Below are 20,615 nucleotides of genomic sequence, written 5' to 3' on the forward strand. Positions count from 1 at the left end.
CGCCCTGACCGGTCAGGCGGTCAGGCGGTCAGGCGGTCAGGCGGTCAGGCGGTCAGGCGGTCAGGGCCGGGATGACCTCGGTGCCATAGGTGTCGATCGTCGTCTCCTTCGCGTCGTGCATCGCGTAGACCGCGAACTGGTCCACGCCCAGCCCCCGTAGCGCGCGCAGCTTTTCGATGTGGGCCTCCGCCGGGCCCAGCAGACAGAAGCGGTCGACGATGTCGTCCGGGACGAAGGCCGTGTCCGGGTTCCCGGCGCGGCCGTGGTGGCTGTAGTCGTAGCCCTCGCGCTGCGCGATGTACGACGTCAGGGATTCGGGGATGGCTCCGGAGTGCTCACCGTAACGGGTGACCAGGTCGGCGACGTGGTTGCCGACCATGCCGCCGAACCAGCGGCACTGCTCGCGCGCGTGGGCCGGGTCGTCCCCGATGTACGCGGGGGCGGCGACGCAGATGGTGATCGCGTCCGGGTCGCGGCCGGCGTCGGACGCGGCGGTGCGGACCGCGTGGACCATCCACTCCGTCAGGAACGGGTCGGCGAGCTGGAGGATGAAACCGTCGGCCTTGCGGCCCGCGAGGGCGAGCGCCTTGGGCCCGTACGCGGCCATCCACACCGGCAGCCGGCCGTCCTTGATCCAGGGGATGCGCAGCGGGCTGCCGTCCACCACGGCCTCCCGGCCCTCGGCAAGGTCGCGGATGGCGTCGATGGCGTCGCTCAGCCGGGCGAGGGTGTTGGGGGTGCGGCCCGCGACCCGCAGGGCGGAGTCGCCGCGTCCGATGCCGCATACGGTGCGGTTGCCGTACATGTCGTTGAGGGTGGCGAAGGTGGAGGCGGTCACCTCCCAGGTGCGGGTGCCGGGGTTGGTGACCATGGGGCCGACGATCAGCCGCTCGGTGTGTTCCAGGATGCGGCTGTAGATGACGAACGGCTCCTGCCAGAGCACGGCGGAGTCGAAGGTCCAGCCGTAGCGGAAGCCATTGCGCTCGGCGCGGCCCATCAGCTCGACGACGTCCGACGCGGGCGGATCGGTCTGCAGCACGAGTCCGAAGTCCATGGCGTGGTCTCCTAGGGGGTGTCTTTCGGATCAGGTCGGATCAGGTCGGATCAGGGAGCGGGGTCCGGTGCGTGCGATCGCAAGGCGGAGGAGGAGAGCACAGCGGCGCTGCGCGCGACGACGACAACGCGGCGAGCGTGCGTGCCAGGGCCCGCGAGCCCGGCATGATCCGGAAGACACCCCCTAGGTGAGGTACTGACAGGTCGAGCGGCGCACGTACCGGCCGTGGCCGGCGCGGCCGGTGTAGGCGCGGCCGTCGATGACCGGGAGGCCGCGCGAGAGCACGGTCTCGACCTGCCCGGTGATCCGCTTGCCCTCGTAGGCCGAGTAGTCGACGTTCATGTGGTGGGTCTCGGCGGAGATGGTCTGCCGGGCGGCCGGGTCGTAGACGACGATGTCGGCGTCCGAGCCGGGCGCGATGGTGCCCTTCCTGGGGTAGAGGCCGAACATCCGGGCCGGGGTGGCGCAGGCGATCTCGATCCAGCGGCGGCGGGTGATGTGGCCGTCCACGACGGCCTGGTGGAGCAGGTCCATGCGGTGCTCGACGCCCGGCATCCCGTTGGGGATCTTGGAGAAGTCGCCGCGGCCCATCTCCTTCTGGCCGGTGAAGCAGAACGGGCAGTGGTCGGTGGAGACGACCTGCAGGTCGTTGGTCCGCAGCCCCCGCCACAGCGCCGCCTGGTGTTCACGCGGCCGCAGCGGTGTCGAGCAGACGTACTTGGCGCCCTCGAAGTCCGGTTCGGCGAGGTTGTCGGTGGACAGGAACAGATACTGCGGGCAGGTCTCGCCGAACACCGGCAGCCCCTTGTCACGCGCCCGCACCAGTTCCTCGACGGCCTCCTCGGCCGACACGTGGACGACGTACAGCGGCGCCCCGGCCACCCTGGCCAGCTGGATGGCACGGTGGGTGGCCTCGGACTCCAGCAGCGCCTTGCGGACCTCGCCGTGGTAGCGGGGGTCGGTCCTGCCCTCGGCGAGGGCCTGTTCGACCAGGACGTCGATGGCGATGCCGTTCTCGGCGTGCATCATGATGAGCCCGCCGCCCGCCGCGCCGCGCTGCATGGCGCGCAGGATCTGCCCGTCGTCGCTGTAGAAGACGCCCGGATAGGCCATGAACAGCTTGAACGAGGTCACGCCCTCGTCGACGAGGAGGTCCATCTCCTTCAGGGAGCCGTCGTCGACATCGGAGAGAATCATGTGGAAGGCGTAGTCGATCGCGCAGTTGCCGCCCGCCTTCAGATGCCAGGCGTCCAGGCCCTCCCGCAGGGCGTGCCCCTTGGTCTGGATGGCGAAGTCCACGATGGTGGTCGTGCCGCCCCAGGCCGCGGCGCGGGTGCCGGTCTCGAAGGTGTCGGCGGCGAAGGTGCCGCCGAACGGCATCTCCATGTGGGTGTGCGGATCGACCCCGCCCGGGATGACGTACTTGCCGGTGGCGTCGATCGTACGGTCGGCGGTCCAGCCGCGCGCGATGTCGCTGTCGGACGCGGCCAGCGCCACCACCCGCTCGTCCTCGACCAGGACGTCGGCGTGGGTCTCCTCGGCGGCGGTGACGACGAGCCCGCCGCGGATCACGGTACGAGGCATCAGCCCGCACTCCTTCCCGACTGACCGGACTGGGTGGACTGACCGGACTGGGTGCCCGACTGACCTTGGGTGGCTTGCAGGGCGGCTTCGAGGATGTCCGCGCCCTCCTCCGCCTCCGCCACGGTGAGGCTCAGCGGCGGGGCGATGCGCAGGACGCTGCTGTTGTGGCCGCCGCCCTTGCCGAGGAGCAGCCCGCCCTCGCGGGCGGCCTCCAACACGGCCGAGGCGGCCTCGGGCGCCGGGTCGCCGGTGCCCGGCTCGACCAGTTCGACGCCGATCATCAGTCCCCGGCCGCGTACTTCGCGTACGGCGTCGAGCCCGGCGCAGACAGCGCGCAGCCGCTCGATGAGCAGTCCGCCGACCCGGCGGGCGTTGCCCTGGAGGTCGTGCTCGACGAGATGGTTGAGGTTGGCGAGACCGGCGGCCATGGTGACCGGGCTGCCGCCGAAGGTGGAGATGGACATGGCGCCCAGGCAGTTCATGACCTCCGCGCGGGCCACGACTCCGCCGATCGCCATGCCGTTGCCGATGCCCTTGGCGAAGGTGAGCACGTCCGGCGGGCCCGCCGCGTCGTGTGCCTGCCAGCCCCAGAAGTGGTCGCCGGTGCGGCCCCAGCCGGTCTGCACCTCGTCACTGATCCACAGGATGCCGTGCCGGTCCAGCACCTCGCGGAAGGCGGCGAACAGCCCGTCGGGCGGGGAGGTGAAGCCGCCCACGCCCTGGACGGGTTCGGCGATCAGCGCGGCGACGTTGCCGTGCGCCTGGCCGAGGATGTCTTCCAGGTCCGCCACGCACGCGTCGATGAACGCGCCGTCCGACAGCCCGGCGAACGGCCCCCGGCTCCGCACCCCGCCGTGTACGTACAGCGTCTGCAGCGGGGAGATGCTGGTCGGCGACCAGGAGCGGTTGCCCGTGACGCCGACCGTCGAGAACGACCGGCCGTGGTAGCTGTTGCGCAGCGCCAGGACCTGGTTGGAGCGGCGGTAGGTGGTGGCGAGCAGCAGCGCCGTGTCGTTGGCCTCGGTGCCGGAGGTGGTGAAGAAGACCCGCGCGTCGGGGATGCCGGACAGATGCGCGACGCGCTCGGCGAGGTCGACCATCGGACGGTCGAGGTAGAGCGTGGAGCTGTGCAGGATCCGGCCCGCCTGCTCGGCGATGGCCTTGGTGACCTCGGGCAGCGCGTGGGCGGTCATCGTGGTGAGGATGCCGCCGAAGAAGTCGAGGTAGCGGTTGCCGTCCGCGTCCCAGACGTGGCGTCCCTCGCCGTGGGTGATCTCGATCGGGCGCTGGTAGTACAGCGCCAGCCAGTCCGGGAGGACGGCCCGGTGGCGTGCGTACAGGTCCTCGCCGGTCGTGTGCTCGCCGGTCATGGCTTCACCAGCTCGTCGTAGGCGTCGGGGCGGCGGTCCCGGTAGAAGGCCCACTGCTGCCGCACCTCGTCGAGGAGGCCGAAATCGAGGTCGCGGACGACCAGTTCCTCTTCCTTGTCGCTGGCCACGTCCCCGACGAACTGGCCGCGCGGGTCCACGAAGTAGCTGGTGCCGTAGAAGTCGTTGTCGCCGTATTCCTCGGTGCCGACGCGGTTGATCGCCGCGATGAAGTACGCGTTCGCCACCGCCGACGCGGGCTGCTCCAGCTGCCACAGGTGCGACGACAGCCCACGGGAGGTGGCCGACGGGTTGTAGACGAGCTGCGCGCCGGCCAGCCCCAGGGCGCGCCAGCCCTCCGGGAAGTGGCGGTCGTAGCAGATGTACACGCCGACCTTGCCGACGGCGGTGTCGAACACCGGCCAGCCAAGGTTGCCCGGCTTGAAGTAGTACTTCTCCCAGAACCCCTTGAGCTGGGGGATGTGGTGCTTGCGGTACTTGCCGAGGTAGCTGCCGTCGGCGTCGATCACGGCCGCGGTGTTGTAGTAGAAGCCGGACTGCTCGACCTCGTAGACCGGTACGACCATCACCATCCCGGTCTCCCGGGCCAGCGCCGCCATCCGCCGCACCGTCGGCCCGTCCGGGACCGGCTCCGCCCACCGGTAGTGCTCCGGCTCCTGCACCTGGCAGAAGTACGGGGCGTTGAACACCTCCTGGAAGCCGATCACCTTGGCCCCCTGGGCGGCGGCCTGCCGGGCGTACTCCTCATGCTTCGCGATCATCGATTCGGTGTCGCCGGTCCAGGTGCACTGGACGAGCGCGGCTCGTACGAGGTTGGCCATGATCAGCTCCTTCACAGCAGTGCTCCGGGGCTTGCCCCGTCGTCAACCTGTGTCTACGCACGTAGAATGTGGCTGTGGGAAGAACGTAGAAGCGCACTCACCACTCTGGCAATACCGCCGCCGTTACTCAACGAAGACCATCACTTTTCGCGTGATGTCGGATTTGGCGGGAGTCAGCCGGGCCAGCCTGGTCAGCCGCGGCCGGGTCAGCCGGTGCCCTGTATGCCCGCCACGCGGAGGGCGTGGGCCAGGTCGTGCTGGCTGCCCGGGGAGACCGCGCTCGCCGCGTCCAGGAGCGGGGGCACCAGCGCGCCCGGGTCCTCGGCCGCCGCCTCGGCCACCTCGGCGGGCGTACGCGCCCGTACGAACGCCGTCAGCAGCAGCGCCACCTCGCGGTGCGCCGCGTTCCCGAGCAGCACCAGCGCGGTGTGCGCCACCTCGGACAGCGGCCGCGACACGCTCTGCCGCAGCAGCCGCTCCCCGTCCGCCTCGCGCCCCGCCGCGATCAGCGCCTCCGCGGCGGCGGCCAGCCGCTCGGGCGGCAGACAGGCCATCTCCCACAGCAGCGTGGACACGTCGACGCCCAGCCCCGCCCGCTCCAGCTCGGCCGCCAGCACCGGCAGCCGCACGGCGGGCCACAGCGCCGTCTCGCACAGCACGGCGTGCGCCTCCCCGCTGCGCCCCTCCGCCCGCAGCCGCCCCAGCCGTGCGACGGCCCCACCGGCCGCCCGCCGGGCCTCCGCGAGCTCCTGCTGCTCCTGGGCCCGGGCCCGCTGCTCGGCCTCCCGCTCACGCTTCCGCGCCCCGCCGCGCACCCCGGGGAACCGGGCCCCGCGCGGTCGTGGCGGCGGGGGTGGCGCGCCCTCCCCCGCGGACGCGGGCGCGGGCGCGGGCGCGCCACCGTCCGGCTGAAGACGTCCGGCCAGCCCCACGGCCGAGGGATCCTGCAGCACCCCCGCCGCCCAGCCCGACCGCCCGCCCCCGGCCGCCCGGCCCGCGCCCGCCGCGCCGGGCGGGCCACCGGGCAGGGAGCCGGGCGGGCCACCGGGCAGGCCACCGGCCGGGGCACCGGGTTGGCCACCGGCCGGGGCACCGGGTTGGCCACCGGGCGCCGTGCCGAACGGGCCACCGCCAGGAGCGCCGGGCAGGCCACTGGCCGGGGCACCGGGCGGGGTACCGGGCGGAGTCCCGGGGGGCGGGCCGTCGGTGGAGAGGGCGGCCAGGCGGGCGGTGAGTTCTTCGCAGCGGGCCGTCGCGCGGTAGTGGTCGTCCTGGGCCCAGGCCAGGGCCGCCTCGATGGGGTCTCCGTCCGGGCTGGTGTCGGCTCCGGCGCGCCGGGCCTCGAGGAGGTCGCTTTCGCGGTCGGCCGCGGCGAGCCGTTCGCGGCGCATCGCGGCCAGCCGGGCGCTCAGCGCCTCACGGGCGCCGGGGGCCGCGTCGTGGACGATGATCGAGGCGCGGTACAGGGTGGCCGCGCGAGCCGCGGCCACGTTGGCCGTCTGGGCGCCGCGCTGGGCGGAGAGGTCCTGCAGGAGGGCCTGGACGACGTCCCAGGGCGGGATCTCCTGACCGGCCAGACACGCGCGCAACCCATCGGGGTCACGTTGCGCGAAAACGGCGTACCAGCCCTGGTCAGGGTCGATCCGCCGGGCCAGGGCACGCAGATAGCTCGCGAACTCCTCGATCGCCGCCGGGAGTTGTCTGCCCGCCATCGCCACCCCCGCATTCGACACCCCGCATGTTACGGACCCGGGTACCGGCGCGCTAGCACACATTTCCGGATACGCACATGCCAGGCAAGGTTGTACGGATTCCTGCGGGGATCTTACGGTGGCGGTCCGGGCGGTGCCCGACCGCCACCGTGGTCCACATGCTGGTCAGCCCGCGGGCCGTACCACCATCGCCGAGCCGCCGCCGCGCCGTGTCGTCTCGGCGGCGGCCAGCCACCGGCCGTCGCCGAGCCGCTGGACACCGGTCGCGGCCCCGATCTCGGGGTTCTCCTTGAAGGCGTGGCCCAGCGCCTCCAGCCGGGCCCGCTCCGGGCTGTTCCACAGCCCGGGCTCCAGCTCCGTCTGGGCGGCGTTGCGCTGGCTGGCGCGCGGCGCGGCGATCGCGTCGACCAGCGGCATGCCCCGGTCGAGGTGGTTCAGCAGGGTCTGCAGCACGGTGGTGATGATCGTGGCGCCGCCGGGTGAGCCGAGCGCCAGCACCGGCTTGTGGCCGTCGAGCACGATGGTCGGCGACATGGACGAGCGCGGCCGCTTGCCGGGGCCCGGCAGGTTCGGGTCGTGGACGCCCGCGTCGGCGGGGGCGAAGGAGAAGTCGGTCAGCTCGTTGTTGAGCAGGAAGCCCCGGCCGGGGACGGTGATGCCGCTGCCGCCGGTCTGCTCGATGGTGAGGGTGTACGCGACGACGTTGCCCCACTTGTCGGCGGTCGTCAGGTGCGTGGTGTTCTCGCCCTCGTAGGTGGTGGGGGCGGCGTGTCCGCGCGTGTCGCAGGTGCCGGGGGCGCCGGGGTTCCTCGGGTCGCCGGGGGCGAGCGGGCTCTTCAGCACCGCGTCGGGCTTGATGAGGCAGGCGCGGGAGTCGGCGAACCGCTGCGAGGTGAGCGCCTTGGTCGGTACGTCCTCGGCGGCCGGGTCACCGACCCAGCGGCCGCGGTCGGCGAAGGCTATCCGGGAGGCCTCGATGTAGCGGTGCAGATAGTCGCGCTCGCCGAGCTTGGAGAGGTCGGTGCGCTCCAGGATGTTCAGCGCCTCGGCGACGCTGGTGCCGCCGGAGGACGAGGGCGCCATGCCGTACACGTCCAGGCCGCGGTAGGAGGTGCGGGTCGGGGCCTGCCGTTTCGTGTCGTACGCCCGCAGGTCCTCGGTCCGCAGGTCGCCGGGGCGCACGACGCGCCGCGCCGTCGGGTCGACGGGGGGCTTGCGCACCGTCGACACGATGTCACGGCCGACCTCGCCCTGGTAGATCGCGCCGACGCCCTTCTTGGCGAGCAGGGCGTAGGTGCGGGCGAGGTCGGGGTTGCGGAGGGTGGAGCCGACGGCCGGGAGCTTTCCGCCGGGCAGGAACAGCTCGGCGGTGGCCGGGAAGTCCTTGAAGCGGTCCTCGTTGTCGGCGGTCTGCCGGCGGAAGGTCTCGTCGACGGTGAAGCCGTCGCGGGCCAGCTTCTCGGCGGGCTTCAGCACCTGGCCCAGCGACCGGGTGCCCCAGTCGTCGAGGGCGTCCCGCCAGGTGGCCGCGGTGCCGGGGGTGCCGACGCTGAGCCCGCTGGTGACGGCGTCGTCGAACGGCAGCGGCTTGCCGTCCTTGCCCAGGAAGAGGTTCCGGTCCGCGCTGAGCGGGGCCCTCTCGCGGCCGTCGAGCGTGGAGACGGTGTGCCGCTTGGCGTTGTAGTAGACGAAGTATCCGCCGCCGCCGATGCCCGCCGAGTACGGCTCGGTGACCCCCAGCGCGGCCGCCGTCGCCACCGCCGCGTCCGCCGCGTTGCCGCCGTGCCGCAGGACCTCGATCCCGGCCGCCGAGGCGTCCGGGTCGACGCTGGAGACCGCGCCGCCGTAGCCGGTGGCCACGGGGGTCTTGGCGGGCGTACCAGCGGCGGTCTCGGCGCCACTGGAGGCGTGCGCACCGGCCGGGGCGATGCCGAGCACGGCGACCATGCCGGCCGCGGCGGCGAGCGCGGGCAGCGCGCGCCGGGCGGCTCGTGCCGTGGACCTCGTTGCTGCGGCTGGTCGTGCGGCGTGCCCCATCCGGACCTCCAAGCAGGCGACAGAGAGAGCGGAGCCTACCCGCGACGCTCATGTTCACGACAGGGGGGCGAGTGCCCTTCCACATTCGCTCGAACACGGCTCCGGATGGCGGCTACGATGCGCGGCCATGAGTGACACCGTGCAGGACCTGATCGCTTCCGGAGCGGCCCTGATCGTGGGCGTGGCGCTGGGCTGGGCCGTGCACGCGGCCGCCGGACGCCGGGGGCGCGCCCGTGAGCAGCGCTTCTTCGGCCTGCCGGAGGGCTCGGAATGTGTGCTGGTCACCCACCGGGACAGCGCCACGGCGCACTGGTCCATCCCGCGCCATGACGCCCTCGCGCTGCTGGGGCTCGCCTCCGTGGTGGAGAACTGCGGGGCGCACGCGGAGGTGGCCCCGCACGACACGGGGCTGCAGGGCTTCGGCGCGCGCACCGAGTTCTGCGTGGGCGATCCGATCGCGCACCGCAGGCTGTCCGCGCACATGGCGAACCTGCTGCCGGGCGTGACCGTGGACCAGGGCGACGAGTCCGGCGCGAACCGGGGCGCGTTCACCATCGGCGGCACCGAGTACCGCCCGGAGCCGGGCGCGGTCGAGCACGTCCTGGTGGCCCGGCTGACGGCGGGCGACGGCGGCCGTCCGGTCTTCCTGGCCGCCGGGCAGCGCCCGGTCACCCACCGGGCCGCCGTACGCCATCTGGTGCGCAACCGCGCCAAGCTGGCCCGCAAGTACGGGGCGCAGGGCTCGTTCTGTCTGCTGCTGAAGGTGATCAATTCCCAGGCGTACGGCCCGGATGTGGTCGAACTGGTCGCGGACGTCACCAAGCCCGCCACCACGGGAAGCGGCCGGGCGGCCACGAAGACGCTCCTCAAGGAGGGGTGAGCGGGCCGGATATCGCATCGCGGACGGTGTCCGGGTCCTCCGCACCCGCATCGTTACCCAGGCGTAACTTACCGCCCTATTACCAGCGGTAGGGCGTCGAGTTACCGTCAGGTCACTTAGGCCTGCACCGGTGCTCCCCAGCCCCCCACGGCATCCACGTCTGGAGCGACAGTGACCCCTGCCCGCCGAGCACTGCGTACGACCGCCGCCGCCTCCCTTTCGGCGACCGTCCTGGCCGGTGCGACCTTCGTCCTCGCCCCCGGCGCCCAGGCCGCGCCCGCCGCCCCCGCGTCCGCAGCCGCCGCCGACACCTCCGTACGGTTCGTCGACATCCCGGGCGACGGGGGCGTCACCCTGGCCGCCAACGTCGTCGCCCCCGCGGACACCTCGCGCCGCCTCCCCCTCGTCGTGCTGCCCACCAGCTGGTCCATGCCGCAGGTCGAATACCTCGCGCAGGCCAGGAAGCTCGCCGACTCCGGCTATGTGGTGGTCACTTACAACACCCGCGGCTTCTGGCAGTCGGGCGGCCGCATCGAGACGGCCGGGCCGCCCGACGTCGCCGACGCCTCCAAGGTCATCGACTGGGCCCTGGCCCACACCGCCGCCGACCCCGGCCACATCGGCATGGCGGGGGTGTCGTACGGCGCCGGGATCAGCCTGCTCGCCGCCGGTTCCGACAAGCGCGTCAAGGCCGTCGTCTCGATGAGCGGCTGGGCGGATCTCATCGGGTCCATCTACAGCGGCCGCACCCAGCACGCCCAGGCCGCCGGGCTGCTCGGCGGCGCCGGAGCGCTCACCGGCCGCCCCAGCGACGAACTCAAGCAGACCCTGGAGGACTTCCTCGGCTCCAACCTGGCCAAGGAACCGGAGATGATCGAGTGGGGCCGCAAGCGCTCGGCGGCCACCTATCTCGACAAGATCAACGCCAATGGCGCGGCCATCATGCTGGGCAACGCCTGGGGCGACTCCATCTTCCCGCCCAACAGCTACGCCGACTTCTACGACAAGCTGACCGGCCCCAAGCGGCTGGAGTTCCGGCCGGGCGACCACGCCACCGCCGAGTTCGGCGGGCTCTTCGGGCTGCCGAACGACACCTGGGAGCACAGCAGGCGCTGGCTCGACCGCTACCTCAAGGGCGAGCGCAACGGCATCGACCAAGAGCGGCCGGTGCAGCTCATGTCCCGCACCGGCGGCGGCTACGAGGGCTACGCCAGCTGGTCCGCGGTGCCCTCGGAGCGACGCCGGGTGGCGCTCGACCGGGCCGAGACGGTCACCGCGAACCACGACTCGGGCGCCAACGCCGGAACCGTCATGCTGACCGGCGCGCTCGACCAGTTCCTGAGGCTCCCGCCGCTCGCCTCGATCCCGCTGCTGCCGCGCTCGTACGCCGCGGTCTGGCAGACCGGGGCGTACGCCACCGAGCAGCGCGTCCGCGGCACGGTGTCCCTGCACACCACCCTCACCAGCGACAAGCCCGACGGCACCGCGGTCGCCTACCTCTACGACGTGGGCCCGCTCGGCGTCGGCAAGCTCATCACCAACGCCCCCGTCACCTTCCACGACCGCACCCCGGGCAAGCCCTTCCCCGTCGACCTGGACCTGTTCTCGACGGCGTACGACGTCCCGGCCGGGCACAAGCTCGCGCTGGTGGTCGACACCGTCGACCCGCTCTACATCGAGCACAACCCGGACGGCGCCCACCTCACCTTCTCCTCACCGGACGCCGACCCCTCGTACCTGTCGGTCCCGGTGCGCGACTAGTGCCGCGTCAGTCAAGGTTTGCCCGGTAGCGAGGCGTCCTGGTGCGGTCAGATGCAAGGCGCCGGATCGGCCTCGTAGTGGGCCTACTCGGTCGATTCGGCAACGCCGCAGATGGCCGTGCCAGGGCGGCGAGCGGGGTGAACCTTGGCTGACGCGGCACTAGCGCGCTAGCGGGTGTCGCCCGGCAGCGGCGCGACCGGGCCGGGCGGCGCCACCCGCACCTTCTCCGTCTTCACGCTGCGCCGCTCGCGCCTGGCCACCCAGTTCGCACACCACGACAGCAGCATGCACATCCCGATGTAGACCGGTGAGATGACCATCACGACCGGGATGAACGGCAGGTCGTAGTCGAGGTTGGACGCGATGAGCTTGCCCGCGTGCAGGAACTCCTCGTAGGTGATGAGGAAGCCGAGCGAGGTGTCCTTCAGGGCCACCACCAGCTGGCTGATGATCGCGGGCAGCATCGCCCGTAGCCCCTGCGGCATCAGGACGTACGTCATGACCTGCGTCTTGCGCAGCCCCAGGGAGTACGCCGCCTCCCGCTGCCCGCGGTCCACCGCCGCCACGCCCGCGCGGAACACCTCGGCGAGCACCGAGCCGTTGTACAGGGTCAGCCCGGTGACCAGGGCGGTCAGCGGCTGCGCCTTCAGGGCCACGAAGACGAAGAAGATCATCACCAGCACGGGCATCGCGCGGAAGAACTCCACGATCAGCGTGGCGAGCCGGCGCACCGGGCGGTGGTCGGACAGCCGCCCGGCGGCCAGCACCCCGCCCAGCGCCAGCGAGAGGACGGCGGCGAGCCCGAACGCCTTGAGCGTGTTGCCCAGCCCGCGCAGCAGCAGCTCCTGGATGCCGACGTACTCGAAGGGCATCCACTTGCGGTACGCGAACTGCCCCGTATCGACAAGGAGATAGATCACCCAGGCGATCAGGGCCAGCAGCGCCAGCGTGGCGATCAGCCCGTAGAGGCGGTGGCGGCGGACGGTGCGGGGCCCGGGGACGTCGTAGAGGACGGCGGTGGCGGTCAACGCGGCACTCCCCAGCGCTTCTCCAGCACGGTGAAGATCGCGCTGATGGTCAGGGTCACGAGCAGATAGCCCACGGCGATCCAGACGAAGGACCAGACGATGCTGTAGCCCATCTCACCCAGCGGCTTGTACGTGCCGAGCAGTTCGGTGACGCTGAACGACCCGGCGATGGCCGAGTTCTTGGCGAGCGCGATCAGCGTCGAGCCGATCGGCGGGATGACGGCGCGGAACGCCTGCGGCAGCACCACCGCCCCCAGCGTCTGCTCGAAGGTCATGCCCAGGCTGCGGGCGGCCTCGCCCTGCCCGACCGGCACCGTGTTGATGCCCGAGCGCACCGCCTCGCAGATGAACGCCGAGGTGTAGCAGCCGAGGGCGAGCACCGCGAAGACGGTGAACGGCAGGATCAGCCCGAAGCGCGGCAGACCCAGCATCACCGCGAAGAACAGCAGCGTCAGCGGGGTGTTGCGGAGCACCGTCACCCAGGCGGTGCCGAAGGCACGCAGGCCGGCGACCGGCGCGACCCGGAAGGCCGCCATCAGGACGCCGAGGGCGAGGGCGAGCAGTGAGGCGTAGACGGTCAGCTCGACGGTGCCGAGCAGACCGCGGCCGTAGAGGGAGAAGTTCTGGGTGAGCACGTCCATGAGCGCGGGGCCTTCAGTGGTAGCGGTCGACGGCGGGCGGTTTCGGGGCGGGCACACCGGACAGGCCGAGGGTCGCGTTGTACGCCCGTCTCCAGTCGCCGTCGCGCTCATGGGCCTCGATGGCATCGTCCAGCGCGAAGCGCAGCGCGACATCCCGCTTGGGCACGCCGATGCCGTACGGCTCCTTGGAGAACGGCCTGCCCACCACCTTCAGCTCCTTGGGCGCCTTGGCCGCGTAGCCGAGCAGGATGACGTTGTCCGTGGTGACGGCGTCGACCTGGTAGCTGAGCAGGTTGTCGACGCACACCGAGTACGTGTCGTACGCGACCGCGTGGGCCCCCGGGTAGTCGTGCTGGATGCGCTGCAGCGGGGTGGAACCGGCCACCGAGCAGACGGTCTTGCCCTCCAGGTCGCGGGGGCCGTGAATGTCGTCCGTATCGGTGCGCACCAGCAGCGACTGCCCGGCCATGTAGTACGGACCGGCGAAGCCGACCAGCCTCTTGCGCAGCGGATTGATGGTGTAGGTGCCGACGTAGATGTCGATCTGCCCGTTCTGGAGCGCGGTTTCCCGGTTGACGGAGGCGATGGTCCGGAACCGGATGGTCCGGGGCGGGAAGCCGAGGGAGGCGGCCATCATCTTCGCGATCTCGATGTCGAAGCCGGAGTAGCGGCCGGTGGCCGGGTCCTTCTCGCCCAGATACGGCTGGTCCTCCTTGACCCCGACGATCAGGTATCCGCGCCGCTTCGCCTTCCGCCAGGTCGGCGAGGACGGCAGCCGGAAGCCGGTGGCCACCCGGTAGCGCGGCAGCGCCTCGGGCTCGGGGCCCTTGGCGGGCGGGCTGCCCTGTCTGCCGCAGCCGGCGAGGGCGCCGCCGGTGAGGGCGAGGAGCAGCGCGAGGACGGCGGTGAGGATGCGCCTCATGTGCGTCGTCACCCGGCTCAGTGCTTGAGGATCTTGGAGAGGAAGTCCCTGGCCCGGGCGGACTGAGGCGCCTTGAAGAACTCCTCCGGGCTGCGGTCCTCCACGATGCGGCCGTCGGCCATGAAGACCACGCGGTTCGCGGCGTACCGGGCGAAGCCCATCTCATGGGTGACGACGGTCATCGTCATCCCGTCCCGGGCGAGCTGCCGCATGACCTCCAGCACCTCGTTGATCATCTCCGGGTCGAGGGCCGAGGTCGGCTCGTCGAAGAGCATCACCTTCGGGTCCATGGCCAGCGCGCGGGCGATGGCCACCCGCTGCTGCTGGCCGCCGGAGAGCTGCGCGGGGTATTTGTCCGCCTGGTCCGCGAGGCCCACCCGGTCCAGCAGTTCCCGGGCCCGCCGCCCGGCCTCCGCCTTGCCGCGTCTGCGGACCTTCACCTGCGCGAGCGTCAGGTTGTCCAGCACGGTCCGGTGGGCGAACAGATTGAACGACTGGAAGACCATCCCCACTTCGGCCCGCAGCCGCGCCAGTTCCCTGCCCTCCTCGGGCAGCGGCCGCCCGTCCACCACGATCGAACCGGACTCGATGGTCTCCAGCCGGTTGATCGTCCGGCACAGCGTCGACTTCCCGGACCCGGACGGCCCGATGACCACCACGACCTCCCCGCGGCCGACGGTGAGGTCGATGTCCTGGAGGACGTGGAGCGCGCCGAAGTACTTGTTGACGTTGCGCAGCTCGATCAGCGGTTCACCCACGGCCATGCCGCGCAAACTATCCACACCAAAGCGGCACTTCGGTCAGGACACGCACCAATGGGTGGATAACGCCCGATAGTGGCCCGCTCAGCCCTCCGAGACCTCCGCGTACAGCTGGGACAGCTCGGGGGCGCCGTCGGTGGCCCATTGGTGGCCCGCCTCGACCACGTCGACCTCCCGGCCGGAGTCGAGCCGGACCACGGGGCGGCCATTGGGCCACACCTGCCAGACGGCACCCGGCACGGTGCGGACGATGACCGTTCCCAGATACAGCCCGGCGTCGTTACCGAGCCAGGGCAGCTCCTCCGGGTCGTCGCGCCAGCGCGGTACCAGCTGGTCCAGCGCCTCCAGGGAGCCGGCCGAGTCGTCCAGCACGATGCCCGCCCGCGCGGCCCGGGCCCGCAGCAGTTCGCATTCGGAGAGGAGTTGCGCCACGCCTTGGGGGTCCGCCTCCTGGGCGCTCATCAGAGCCGTACCGGAGGCCGCACCGTGCCGCTTGCGCCAGTTGTCCAGGAAGGGGATGTTCATACCGCCAGCGTCGCACCAAGTGCACGGGCACACCACAGGGCGCGCGGCGGCGTCCGTGACCCGTTGCTTGTCTTGACGACACCCGGCCGTCTCCCTACGTTCGCCATGCACCTGTCGAATCGCCGGTCGGGTCGGTTACGAGAGGGGACACCTATGCGCGTCGGCAGACCATGGTCGGTGGCCGGGATCGTCGCGGGAGGTGCCACCCTCGTACTCCTCGCACCGGCCGCACCCTCGGTGGCGCAAGACGCCGCCCCCTCCGAGCCGCTCCCTTTGGAGCGGCTTTTCGACAACCGGGCGGTCGGTGACGACACCACGCCGGGCACGGCGGACTTCGACGGGGCGGGCAACTCCCTCTCCGCGCAGGACCTGCGGGCCGCGGGCTGGACCCCCGGCCGCGCCATCGCCCTCGACGCGGCGCGGCTCACCTGGCCGCGCAGCGCCGGGTCCCGGCCCGTCCGGCCCGACAACGTGATCGCCGACGGGCAGTCGGTGCGGCTGCGGGGACGCGGCGACGCGCTCACCTTCCTGGTCGCGAGCAGTTCCCCGGGCGGCCCCGGCGCCGGGGCGAGCGGCACCGGCCGCATCCGCTACCGGGACGGTTCGTACGGTACGTACACCCTGAGCGCCCCCGACTGGCGCGCGGGCCCCGCCGCCACCAAGGCGGTCGGCCTCCCGCACGTCAACACCGCCGACGGGCAGCGGGCGGAGGCGGCCCGGCTGTACGCGGTGACGGTGCCCCTGCGCGGCGACCGGCAGGTCGCGTCGGTGACCCTGCCGAAGGACCCGGGCCCGGGGTCCGATCTGCACGTCTTCGCCGCCTCGCTGCGGCAGCCCGCGCGGGGCTGGACCGGCAGCTGGGCGGCGAGCACCGCCGGGTACACCAAGGTCGGGCCGTGGACCGACCAGACGCTGCGGCTCGTCGTGCACACCAGCGCGGGCGGGCCGGGCGCCCGGATCCGGCTGGAGAACACCTTCGCCGCCGCCCCCGTCGGGATCGGCCACGCCACGGTCGCCCTCCAGGGCAGCGGCGCGGCGGCGAGCGGCACCCCGGTGCCGCTGACCTTCCGGGGCCGGGCCGGTACATCGATCCCGGCGGGCGCGCAGGCCTTCAGCGATCCTGTGGACTTCGCCGTCCCCGCCGACGCGAACCTTTTGGTCAGCATTCACCTTCCCGGGCCCGTCGCGGCGGTGCCGGTGCACACCCAGGCCACCCAGCGTTCCTATCTGAGCGCGCCGGGCAGCGGTGACCGTACGGGCGAGACGGGCGCCGACGCGTACACCGGCACCCTCACCACCTGGCCGTTCCTCACCGGCGTCGATGTCCGGGGCGGCCCGGGGTCGGTGGTCGCCCTCGGCGACTCCATCACCGACGGCACCAAGTCCACCATGGACGCCAACCGGCGCTGGCCCGACGTCCTCGCGCGCCGGCTGCGCGCCCAGTCCGGTGAGTCCGGTGAGTCCGGTGTGCCCGCGTACGGCGTCGTCAACAGCGGCATCTCCGCCAACCGCGTGGTCACGGACGTCTACCCCGGCGACGGGGTCTCCACGGTCACCAGCGGGGTGAGCGCGGGCAGCCGCCTGGAGCGGGACGTCCTGGCCCAGACCTCCGCCCGTACGGTCGTCGTCTTCCAGGGCATCAACGACCTGCGCTGGGGCACCTCGGCCGAGGACGTCATCGCGGGCCTGAAGGCCATCGCCGCCCGGGCGCACGCGCGGGGGCTGCGGGTGCTGGGCGGGACGATCACGCCCTGCGAGGGCGAGTCGCTGTGCACCGCCGACGCGGACGCCCGGCGTTCCGTGGTGAACGCCTTCATCCGCGCGGGCGGCGGGGTGTTCGACGCGGTCGTGGACTTCGACGCGGTCCTGCGCGACCCCGCGCACCCGTCGCGCATCCTCCCGGCCTACGACAGCGGCGACCATCTGCACCCGGGGGACGCGGGGTTGAAGGCGATGGCGGACGCCGTGCCGCTGCGGTCGCTGGTGGCGGGCTGATCCCCCACCCCGCCCCCTCCCGAGACCGGGGGCACCGTCACGGCTGGAGGTCCACCACCACCGGGGCGTGGTCGGACGCGCCCTTGCCCTTGCGTTCCTCGCGGTCCACGTAGGCGTCGCCGACGGCACCGGCGAACGAAGCGTTGCCGTAGACCAGGTCGATCCGCATGCCGCGGTTCTTGGGGAAGCACAGCTCCCGGTAGTCCCAGTACGTGAAGGGGTGCTCGTACTTCAGGGGGCGGGGGACGACGTCCGACAGGCCGGCCTCGCGCAGGGCGGCCAGGGCCTCGCGCTCCTTGTCGGTGACGTGGGTGAGGCCGTCGAAGCGGGTGCGGTCCCAGACGTCGTCGTCGGTCGGGGCCACGTTGAAGTCGCCGAGGACGGCGAAGGGCCGGGAGCCCTTCGCGTCCTCGGTCACGGCCTCCCGCAGGGCGTCCAGCCAGCGCAGCTTGTAGTCGTAGTGGGGGTGGCCGACCTCGCGGCCGTTGGGCACGTAGACCGACCAGACGCGGGCGGGGCCGCAGGTGGCGGCTATCGCGCGGGGCTCCTGGCCGCCGTCGTAATCGGGGCCGCCGGGGAGGCCGGAGACCACGTCGCCGAGGCCGACCCGGGAGACGACGGCCACCCCGTTCCACCGGCCGGTGGCGTTGACCGCGGCCTCGTAGCCCAGCTCGCGCAGGGGCTCGAAGGGGAAGGCCGTCTCGGCGCACTTGGTCTCCTGGACGCACAGCACGTCCGTGCCGCTGCTCTCCAGCCAGGCGAGCAGCCGGGGCAGCCGGGCGGTGATCGAATTGACGTTCCAGGTCGCGATGCGCATGGGGGACAACTTACCTCCCGGGTCGGACAGGCCCGCTCAGAGCGGGAGGGTCTCGCCGGGGGTCAGCCGGATGTGTTCCGTGCCGCCGGTCCCCGGTCCTTCCGGGCCCAGCATCCGGCCGTACACCATGGGGCCCAGGTCGGACAGCAGGGCGTCGTGGATGTCGACCGCGCGCCGCGGGGCGACCTCGCGCACGTAGTCGAGGATCTCGGAGAACTTGTTCCAGGGGGCGTGCAGCGGCAGCAGCAGGGTCTCCACGGGGCGGTCCGGGACGGTGAGGGCGTCGCCCGGGTGGAAGACCGCGCCGTCGACCACGTAACCGACGTTGGTGATGCGCGGGATGTCGGGGTGGATGACGGCGTGCAGCTGTCCGTGCACCTCGATGTCGAATCCGGCCGCGGTGAAGGTGTCGCCCTCGCCGACGGTATGGACCCGGCCGGGGAACGCCGCCGAGATCTGGCCGGCGACGCTGGCGAGGGTCCAGATATGGGCGGCGGGGTTGGCGTCGAGCGCCGCCCGCAGCCGCTCCTCGTTGAAGTGGTCGAAGTGCTCGTGGGTGACGAGGATCGCGTCCGCGCCGACCGCGGCGTCCTCTTCGCCGAGACCTCCGGGGTCGATGACCAGCAGCTGTCCGTCCTTCTCCAGCCGGACGCAGGCGTGGCCCTTCTTCGTGAGCTTCATGAGGATCATTGTCCTCCCTTTTGCCCGCGTCACTCCTCGGGGCTGGTCTCCTCGCGGATGACCCGCTGGGCGACGGCGAAGGCGGAGTTCGCGGCGGGCACCCCGCAGTAGATCCCGGTGTGCAGCAGCACTTCCTTGATCTCGGCCGGCGTCAGCCCGTTGCGCAGCGCGGCCCGGGTGTGGAAGGCGAGTTCGTCGAGGTGGCCGCGGGCGGCCATGGCGGTGAGGGTGATCACGCTGCGGGTGCGGCGGTCGATACCGGGCCGGGTCCACACCTCGCCCCACACATAGCGGGTGATGAAGTCCTGGAAGTCGCCGGTGAAGTCGTCGACCTGGGACTCCGCGCGGTCCACATGGGCGTCGCCCAGCACCTCGCGCCGGACCTTCATGCCCTGGGCGTAGGTGTCGGCGCGGCCGTCAGGACCCGGCTCGGGCGGCCGGGTGTAGCCGATCTCGACGGGCGGACCTGCGGGCGCGGCGGTCGGGGCGGTACGCGGCGGGGCCGGGGCGGTGGCCGGCGGCGGCACCGGTGTCAGCACGGGCTTGACGGGCGGGGCGGAGACCGCGGTCATCCCGGTCGGGTGGTCCGAGGACCGCCACGAGCTGGAGAAGTGGCGTACCAGCAGGTCGGTGACGGCGGCGGGCTGCTCGACGGGCGCCAGGTGCGAGGTACCGGGGACGAGCGCGAGCCGCGCGTCGGGTATGCCCGCGACCAGGACGCGGGCGTCGGCGGCCGGGGTGACCTGGTCCTCGGCCCCGGCCAGGACGAGCGTGGGGACGCCGATCCGGCCCAGCTCGGGGCGGATGTCGAAGGCGGCCAGCGCCTCGCACGCGGCGATGTAGCAGCCGGGGTCGGTGGTGCGGACCATCTGCACGGCCCAGTCGACGATGGCGGGCTGGGCGGCGGCGAAGACGGGGGTGAACCAGCGCTCGGGGGTGGCGTGGGCGATCGGGTCGAGGCCGTTGGTGCGGACCACGACGCCGCGCTGCCGGAAGGAGTCGGCGGTGCCGAAGCGCGGGGAGGCGGAGACGAGCGCGAGTGAGCCCACTCTCAGGGGATGTCGCAGCGCCAGTTCGGCGCCGATGGCCCCGCCAATGGAGCAGCCCGCGTAGCCGAAGCGGTCGATGCCCAGCATGTCGAGGGTGGCCAGCAGCCGGGCGGCGAGTTCCGCGACGGAGGGGGCGGGGTGGGCCGGCGAGCCGCCGTGGCCCGGCAGGTCGAAACGGAGGACGCGCCAGTGGCGGGACAGCTCGGGTATCTGGCGGTCCCACATATGCCAGGTCGTGCCCAGCGACGGGCCGAGGACGAGTACGGGCCCGTCCTCGGGGCCGTCGGTCCGGTACTGAAGTGTCTTGGTCTCGCTCACCCGGAAACGGTATCCCGAAGGTCGTAGCGGTCCCTAGGGCGTAATGGTGGAGACCACGTACACCTTCGGACGGGCCGGGTTGTCGTTTCTGACCGTGATTCTCAGCTTGGGCTGCGGATCCTTCTGCTTGATCACCATTCCGGACCAGTCGTGACCGGCGGCTCCGACCTGCCAGCCGACCTTCTTCGCCTGCTCGCGCGTGATGGTCACCGCGTCCTTCTCCAGCGCGGAGCGGCGGGTGCCGAGCTTGGCCAGGAAGCCGTCGAGTCCGTCGCGGGAGGTGACGAACTGCACGTACAGCGAGCTGACCTTCCAGGAGTTCGTCTCGTACGAGGCGACCTTCCGCGAGTGCTGCGGGACCGGCACGTCGTAGATGCGCCGCTGCACCCGGGACGGATAGCCGGCGGAGAGGCCCTTGGCCTTGGCGGCCTCCGCCTTCTCCTCGCCGCCGTCGCGGCTCTGCGCCGCAGAGATCGCCAGATAGCCGGCCGGGATCGTGATCAGCAGGAAGACGATCACGGCCTTGAGCCAGCGGCGCCGCGGACGGCCACCGCCGGGCCCGCCGGACACACCGGTCGCGGCGGACGTACCGGATGTACCGGACCCGACGGGGCGTTCGGACACGGGGGCACCTCCGGGGC

Annotated in this window: 18 protein-coding genes; 3 read left to right on the top strand and 15 right to left on the bottom strand. The window is 72.2% G+C overall.

Annotation, left to right across the window (positions count from 1 at the left end):
* Nucleotides 1-52 precede the first annotated feature (52 nt).
* The 6 genes from ASC60_RS10625 to ggt form a co-directional block, all read right to left on the bottom strand.
* The gene (locus tag ASC60_RS10625) at nucleotides 53-1,054 is read right to left on the bottom strand and encodes a TIGR03842 family LLM class F420-dependent oxidoreductase (protein ID WP_055549287.1); all 1,002 of its coding nucleotides are present in this window, start codon (nucleotides 1,052-1,054) and stop codon (nucleotides 53-55) included.
* A gap of 183 nt (nucleotides 1,055-1,237) precedes the next feature.
* Nucleotides 1,238-2,638 (bottom strand): dihydropyrimidinase, encoded by a 1,401-nt coding sequence (gene hydA, locus ASC60_RS10630; protein WP_055549289.1) that lies wholly within the window; start codon nucleotides 2,636-2,638, stop codon nucleotides 1,238-1,240.
* Nucleotides 2,638-4,008, bottom strand: coding sequence for an aspartate aminotransferase family protein (locus tag ASC60_RS10635; RefSeq protein WP_055549291.1), 1,371 nt, complete (start codon nucleotides 4,006-4,008; stop codon nucleotides 2,638-2,640). Before ASC60_RS10635 ends, hydA begins: the two co-directional genes overlap by 1 nt.
* Complete coding sequence (locus ASC60_RS10640) at nucleotides 4,005-4,847, bottom strand: nitrilase-related carbon-nitrogen hydrolase (RefSeq protein WP_055550019.1); 843 nt, start codon at nucleotides 4,845-4,847, stop codon at nucleotides 4,005-4,007. Before ASC60_RS10640 ends, ASC60_RS10635 begins: the two co-directional genes overlap by 4 nt.
* A 206-nt stretch (nucleotides 4,848-5,053) precedes the next feature.
* Nucleotides 5,054-6,580 carry a hypothetical protein gene (locus tag ASC60_RS10645; protein ID WP_370592904.1) on the bottom strand — a complete coding sequence of 509 codons (1,527 nt, stop codon included), beginning with the start codon at nucleotides 6,578-6,580 and terminating at the stop codon, nucleotides 5,054-5,056.
* A gap of 144 nt (nucleotides 6,581-6,724) precedes the next feature.
* On the bottom strand, nucleotides 6,725-8,596 hold the full coding sequence (ggt, locus tag ASC60_RS10650) for a gamma-glutamyltransferase (protein WP_079038310.1): 1,872 nt from the start codon (nucleotides 8,594-8,596) through the stop codon (nucleotides 6,725-6,727).
* A 127-nt stretch (nucleotides 8,597-8,723) separates the two neighbouring features.
* Between ggt and ASC60_RS10655 the strand changes: the two genes are divergently transcribed.
* Together ASC60_RS10655 and ASC60_RS10660 are read left to right on the top strand one after the other, a co-directional pair.
* Nucleotides 8,724-9,476: a hypothetical protein gene (locus ASC60_RS10655; protein WP_055549298.1), complete on the top strand. Its 753-nt coding sequence runs from the start codon at nucleotides 8,724-8,726 to the stop codon at nucleotides 9,474-9,476.
* Nucleotides 9,477-9,647: 171 nt separating this feature from the next.
* Complete coding sequence (locus ASC60_RS10660) at nucleotides 9,648-11,237, top strand: alpha/beta fold hydrolase (protein WP_055549300.1); 1,590 nt, start codon at nucleotides 9,648-9,650, stop codon at nucleotides 11,235-11,237.
* Between the two features lie 167 nt (nucleotides 11,238-11,404).
* Here ASC60_RS10660 and ASC60_RS10665 read toward each other — a convergent pair whose 3' ends face one another.
* The 5 genes from ASC60_RS10665 to ASC60_RS10685 all read right to left on the bottom strand — a co-directional run bounded on the left by ASC60_RS10665 (nucleotide 11,405) and on the right by ASC60_RS10685 (nucleotide 15,114).
* Nucleotides 11,405-12,265: an amino acid ABC transporter permease gene (locus ASC60_RS10665; protein ID WP_055549302.1), complete on the bottom strand. Its 861-nt coding sequence runs from the start codon at nucleotides 12,263-12,265 to the stop codon at nucleotides 11,405-11,407.
* A complete protein-coding gene (locus tag ASC60_RS10670) occupies nucleotides 12,262-12,906 on the bottom strand; it encodes an amino acid ABC transporter permease (protein ID WP_055549304.1) in 645 nt (214 codons plus the stop codon). The genes ASC60_RS10665 and ASC60_RS10670 overlap by 4 nt, the downstream gene beginning before the upstream one ends.
* Nucleotides 12,907-12,919: 13 nt before the next feature.
* Nucleotides 12,920-13,828 (bottom strand): glutamate ABC transporter substrate-binding protein, encoded by a 909-nt coding sequence (locus ASC60_RS10675; RefSeq protein ID WP_055549306.1) that lies wholly within the window; start codon nucleotides 13,826-13,828, stop codon nucleotides 12,920-12,922.
* A gap of 17 nt (nucleotides 13,829-13,845) precedes the next feature.
* Nucleotides 13,846-14,592 (bottom strand): amino acid ABC transporter ATP-binding protein, encoded by a 747-nt coding sequence (locus ASC60_RS10680; protein WP_055549308.1) that lies wholly within the window; start codon nucleotides 14,590-14,592, stop codon nucleotides 13,846-13,848.
* Nucleotides 14,593-14,673: 81 nt separating this feature from the next.
* Nucleotides 14,674-15,114 carry a DUF6278 family protein gene (locus ASC60_RS10685; protein WP_055549309.1) on the bottom strand — a complete coding sequence of 147 codons (441 nt, stop codon included), beginning with the start codon at nucleotides 15,112-15,114 and terminating at the stop codon, nucleotides 14,674-14,676.
* Nucleotides 15,115-15,267: 153 nt separating this feature from the next.
* Between ASC60_RS10685 and ASC60_RS10690 the strand changes: the two genes are divergently transcribed.
* Nucleotides 15,268-17,109: an SGNH/GDSL hydrolase family protein gene (locus tag ASC60_RS10690; protein WP_055549312.1), complete on the top strand. Its 1,842-nt coding sequence runs from the start codon at nucleotides 15,268-15,270 to the stop codon at nucleotides 17,107-17,109.
* A 37-nt stretch (nucleotides 17,110-17,146) separates the two neighbouring features.
* On the opposite strand, the gene ASC60_RS10695 is transcribed toward ASC60_RS10690, so the two are convergent.
* Genes ASC60_RS10695 through ASC60_RS10710 form a run of 4 tightly spaced genes read right to left on the bottom strand, consistent with a single transcriptional unit; the run spans nucleotide 17,147 to nucleotide 20,598 of the window.
* Nucleotides 17,147-17,926 carry an exodeoxyribonuclease III gene (locus ASC60_RS10695; protein WP_055549313.1) on the bottom strand — a complete coding sequence of 260 codons (780 nt, stop codon included), beginning with the start codon at nucleotides 17,924-17,926 and terminating at the stop codon, nucleotides 17,147-17,149.
* Nucleotides 17,927-17,962: 36 nt separating this feature from the next.
* Nucleotides 17,963-18,607 (bottom strand): MBL fold metallo-hydrolase, encoded by a 645-nt coding sequence (locus tag ASC60_RS10700; RefSeq protein ID WP_055550021.1) that lies wholly within the window; start codon nucleotides 18,605-18,607, stop codon nucleotides 17,963-17,965.
* A gap of 29 nt (nucleotides 18,608-18,636) precedes the next feature.
* Nucleotides 18,637-19,974 carry a 4-carboxymuconolactone decarboxylase gene (gene pcaC / locus ASC60_RS10705; protein ID WP_055549315.1) on the bottom strand — a complete coding sequence of 446 codons (1,338 nt, stop codon included), beginning with the start codon at nucleotides 19,972-19,974 and terminating at the stop codon, nucleotides 18,637-18,639.
* A 33-nt stretch (nucleotides 19,975-20,007) separates the two neighbouring features.
* Nucleotides 20,008-20,598, bottom strand: a complete 591-nt coding sequence (locus ASC60_RS10710) for a hypothetical protein (RefSeq protein ID WP_234356882.1) — start codon at nucleotides 20,596-20,598, stop codon at nucleotides 20,008-20,010.
* Between the last annotated feature and the right edge of the window lie 17 nt (nucleotides 20,599-20,615).

It is taken from the genome of Streptomyces sp. NBRC 110028, assembly GCF_001417735.1.
In the GTDB taxonomy this organism is placed as follows: Bacteria; Actinomycetota; Actinomycetes; order Streptomycetales; family Streptomycetaceae; genus Streptomyces.

Excerpts from the sequence above, each read along its gene's own strand:
- ASC60_RS10635 (WP_055549291.1), bottom strand. The coding sequence starts at position 4,008 with ATGACCGGCGAGCACACGACCGGCGAGGACCTGTACGCACGCCACCGG.
- ASC60_RS10690 (WP_055549312.1), top strand. The coding sequence starts at position 15,268 with ATGCGCGTCGGCAGACCATGGTCGGTGGCCGGGATCGTCGCGGGAGGT.
- ggt (WP_079038310.1), bottom strand. The coding sequence starts at position 8,596 with ATGGGGCACGCCGCACGACCAGCCGCAGCAACGAGGTCCACGGCACGA.
- ASC60_RS10655 (WP_055549298.1), top strand. The coding sequence starts at position 8,724 with ATGAGTGACACCGTGCAGGACCTGATCGCTTCCGGAGCGGCCCTGATC.
- ASC60_RS10640 (WP_055550019.1), bottom strand. The coding sequence starts at position 4,847 with ATGGCCAACCTCGTACGAGCCGCGCTCGTCCAGTGCACCTGGACCGGC.
- ASC60_RS10675 (WP_055549306.1), bottom strand. The coding sequence starts at position 13,828 with ATGAGGCGCATCCTCACCGCCGTCCTCGCGCTGCTCCTCGCCCTCACC.
- ASC60_RS10700 (WP_055550021.1), bottom strand. The coding sequence starts at position 18,607 with ATGAAGCTCACGAAGAAGGGCCACGCCTGCGTCCGGCTGGAGAAGGAC.
- ASC60_RS10680 (WP_055549308.1), bottom strand. The coding sequence starts at position 14,592 with ATGGCCGTGGGTGAACCGCTGATCGAGCTGCGCAACGTCAACAAGTAC.
- ASC60_RS10685 (WP_055549309.1), bottom strand. The coding sequence starts at position 15,114 with ATGAACATCCCCTTCCTGGACAACTGGCGCAAGCGGCACGGTGCGGCC.
- hydA (WP_055549289.1), bottom strand. The coding sequence starts at position 2,638 with ATGCCTCGTACCGTGATCCGCGGCGGGCTCGTCGTCACCGCCGCCGAG.
- ASC60_RS10695 (WP_055549313.1), bottom strand. The coding sequence starts at position 17,926 with ATGCGCATCGCGACCTGGAACGTCAATTCGATCACCGCCCGGCTGCCC.
- ASC60_RS10670 (WP_055549304.1), bottom strand. The coding sequence starts at position 12,906 with ATGGACGTGCTCACCCAGAACTTCTCCCTCTACGGCCGCGGTCTGCTC.
- ASC60_RS10625 (WP_055549287.1), bottom strand. The coding sequence starts at position 1,054 with ATGGACTTCGGACTCGTGCTGCAGACCGATCCGCCCGCGTCGGACGTC.